Here is a 3311-nt window from a genome sequence, read left to right as displayed (position 1 = left end):
CGGTTGGCTGATCGGGGATTCCGGGCGTCGGCCGCGAACGAGGCGGCGTACCGCTCGACACTGCGGTCCATCGACCAAGGCAAGATGTCCGAGCACCGGACCCGCGGCCGGGAGGCGCTCGGCGACCGGATCGACGACTTCTCCGACCTCGAGCTGAACGCGATGGAAGAGATGCTCGGGATGCCGCACCAGGACATCAACCGGGCGTTCCGGGCGGGTGACACGAGCGTCGAGCAGCTGCCCCTGGTCCGGATGGCGACCTCGGCGATGAACAAACTGCCCGACCACGTCGGGGAGATCCACCGCGGTATCACCTTCGACACGGTCGAGGAGCTGACCGCGTTCCTGGACAACTACGCGCCCGGCGGTTCGACCCGCGAGGCGGCGTTCACGCACTCCGACAAGGACCCGGACGGCGCGAAGATCTTCAGCGGTACGGACTACGGTCCCGCCCGGGTCGTGATGCACATCGACGCGCGGCACGGCAAGGACATGTCGTTCCTGCGCGCCAAGGAACTCGGTGTGGACGAGGTCATCCACCCGCCGCACACCACGTTCTACCCGACCAAGCTCGAGTTCGACCCGGAGACGAAGACGTACCACGTCCACGTCCGTGATCACGGCGGCCCGGAGCCGGAGCCGCCGGGCGGCTGGCCGGAGGTCGAACGGGTCACGCAGTCGGATCCCAGCCGGGACTACTGGCGCCAGCACGTGCAGGCACAGAACCAGCAGCCGGCGTGGAATCCGTTCGACACCACGAACCAGACGCCGCCGCCTCCGCCCGGGCAGCCGTCGTTCGGCCCTGCAGGACCGCAGAGCGTCCCGCGTCAGACGATCGATGCCCAGGGCAACCAGCCTGGCCGGTACGCACCGCCCGGTCACCAGCCGGGCCGATTCGGCCCCACCGGGACACAGGCCGGTCAGCACCCGAACCAGCCTCCCGGGCAGTTCGGTCCCACTGGTCAACACCCGGGAGACCCAGCCGCGCCGGACGGTCAGTTCGGGCCGTCCGGTCAGCAGCCGGGGTACAACCCGGGCGCGCCGCCGCAGCAGTTCGGTCCCACCGGTCAGCAGCCCGGGTACGCCCCGGGTCAGCCGGGCGGCCAGTTCGGCCCGACAGGCACTCGGCCCGGACAGCACCCGTCCTACAACCCAGGGGCGCCGGAAACCCCCTTCGGGCCCACCGGTCAGCAGCCGGGGCAGCCGAGTCAGTTCGGGCCTACCGGGCAGCAGCCGGGCGGGCAGTTCGGTCCGCCCGGTCAGCAGCCGGGGCACGGCCCAGGGCAGCCGGGTCAGTTCGGGCCTACCGGGCAGCAGCCGGGCGGGCAGTTCGGTCCGCCCGGTCAGCAGCCGGGGCACGGCCCGGGGCAGCGGGGTCAGTTCGGGCCTACCGGGCAGCAGCCGGGCGGGCAGTTCGGTCCGCCCGGTCAGCAGCCGGGGTACAGCCAGCGTGCGCCGGAGCAGCAGCAGATCGGTCCCACGGGGCAGCAGCCGACTGGGGAGTTCGGTCCGACGGGGACGCAGCCGGGACCACAGCAGAGCTTCGGGCCAGGGCAGCAGGCGGGCCAGTACCCGGGCCACCAGCCGCATCCGGGCCATGAGCTGTTCGGTCCGGGGCACCGGCCTGAGCAGTCCGGATACCCGCCGCAGCAGCCGCCCTACCCGAACCAGCCAGGCGGCGGCCCGCACCCGGGTCAGCCCGGGCACCACCCGGGTCACCCTGGACGTCCGGGGCAGGCGGACGAGCCGTTCCGAGTGCCGGGGGAGCAGCCGCATCCTGGGCAGCAGCCGTTCGGGCCAGGGCACCGGCAGCCTGAGCAGCCGGGGTATCCGCACCAGCAGCCGGGTTCGCCGTACGGGCCGCCGCATCAGCCGGGGCATCCAGGGCACCACCCGGAGTCGCCGTACCAGCAGCCGGGCCGGCCGCCGTTCGGACCTGGGCACAGGCAACCGGAACAGCCCTACGCGCCGGGTCGCGGTCCGGAGCAGCCGGGCTATCCGAACCAGCCGGGTCAACATCCTGCGCAGCCGGGCTATCCGAACCAGCCAGGTCAGCACCCCGGCCAGCCGGGTCATCCGGGACAGCATCCTGGGCACTCGGGCTATCCGGACCAGCCGGGGCGCTCCGGGGATCCGCAGCGGCCGGGGTATCCGGAGCAGCCTGGGCCGCCGCCGTTCAGGCCGGGGCCTGGGTATCCGCAGCAGCCTTACGATCCGCCGCATCAGCAGCCGGGGCAGTACCCGGGTCAGCAGCCGTTCGGGCCGGGACAGCCGCAGCGGCCGGGGTATGACCCGCGGGAGTTCGGTCCGTACGCACGGCACACGCCGGAGGACCCGAACGAGTACGGCGGCCAACCGCCGGCCCAGCCGGATCCGTACGGTTCACAGCCGGATCCGCACGGGTCGTCACCCGACGCGCCGGGAGAGCCAGGTGCGTCCGACGCCACGCCTGATCAGCCGGGAGCGGAAGGTCCGTCGCAGGAGTCGCCCGGCGGTGCGCAGGGCTCGGGCGGCGAGGACTGGCGGCCGGGCCCCAGTGGGTTCGGCGTCACGAACAAGACCGGCTTCGATCCTGCGTTCCATCACAGGGCGCTCGGGGACGAGTTCGCGCCGGGCGTGCACGACCCGGAGGGTGTCTTCGAGCCCTGGGAGCGGGATATCGCCGACCGGTTGCAGGACGATGGCTGGCGTGTCGATGCACGCTTCCGGGACGACTCGAAGCGGTACATGAAGAACCCGGACTCGATGGTGCGCAAGGATCCGGCAGACGAGGGGCTGCCCACCGAGTTCAAGACGCCGAAGAGTGGCGGCAGGAACGCGATCCGACGGAACATCAACGACGCCAGCGACCAGGTGCCGCCGGACGGTGAGGTGGTGATCGACGGCCGGAACGTCGGGCTGACCCGGGAGATCGCGGACCGGGCGTACGGCGGCGCGAAGGGTCAACCGGGGAAGAGGGTTGCCGCGAAGGTGCATATCATCCTCGGCGACGGGCAGGTCGTGACGTACGTGAAGGAGAACTGATGGCCGTGCGGGAGAACATCTTCCTGCAGTCGGATTCGGCGGTCCGTGACGAGACGAAGCTGCTGCAGGACCTGCTGAGGCTGGAGCCGATCCCGGACCGATCCGCGGCCGAACCGGACCAGTACGGTCTGCGCGGTCCCGCCCGGACGGTCGACGGTGTCCTGGGGTATGTCGTTCAGCCGAACAAGCACGTCGTCCCCGACGCGGAGCCGGGCGAGGAGCAGGCGATCGACGCCTACCCGACCGAGATCGACATCTGGCTCGGTCGGGACGAGGCGGTGCAGATG

1 protein-coding gene and 1 pseudogene are annotated in these 3311 nt (G+C 71.6%); both read left to right on the top strand.

All coding sequences use genetic code 11. The features are described from left to right. Positions 1 to 3024 (top strand): annotated as a pseudogene (locus E1218_RS36455) (hypothetical protein); the annotation flags it as partial. After that, a partial coding sequence (locus E1218_RS35225) for a hypothetical protein (protein WP_132327363.1) occupies positions 3024 to 3311 on the top strand: 288 nt, incomplete at its 3' end. The pseudogene E1218_RS36455 and the gene E1218_RS35225, both read left to right, overlap by 1 nt.

Source organism: Kribbella turkmenica (assembly GCF_004348725.1).
Classification (GTDB): domain Bacteria; phylum Actinomycetota; class Actinomycetes; order Propionibacteriales; family Kribbellaceae; genus Kribbella; species Kribbella turkmenica.
This window is presented reverse-complemented; position numbering and strand designations above follow the sequence as displayed.